General features: G+C 45.7%; 1 protein-coding gene. It reads left to right on the top strand.

Features of this window, described 5'->3' with window-relative positions:
- On the top strand, positions 1 to 258 hold a 258-nt coding region (locus AAZR93_RS21700), incomplete at both ends, for a hypothetical protein (protein ID WP_434721053.1).

Genomic DNA, 258 nt, shown 5'->3' with positions numbered 1-258 from the left:
AAGCGGCGGCAAAATTACTGGAAACGCAAAATCAGCAGTTAACCAAGCAGTTAGCTGAAAAAGTACAGCAAGGCGACAAAACGCAAACTGCTTTAATAGAGCAAACAGCGATAGCCGCGCAAAAAGCCGCCTTGGAAACAGAGCTGGCGAGTGCCAAGCAGCAATTGCAAGCGCAGCAAACAACGCTAAGTCAAAATGAACAAAACTATGCAGCCGCGCAAAAACAACTTGCGTTAGCGAATGCTGATTTAGAAAGAT

The sequence above is a fragment of the Providencia sp. Je.9.19 genome (genome assembly GCF_051129765.1).
In the GTDB taxonomy this organism is placed as follows: Bacteria; Pseudomonadota; Gammaproteobacteria; order Enterobacterales; family Enterobacteriaceae; genus Providencia.
The sequence above is the reverse complement of the archived record's forward strand: the minus strand, read 5'-3'. Positions and strand labels throughout refer to the sequence as shown.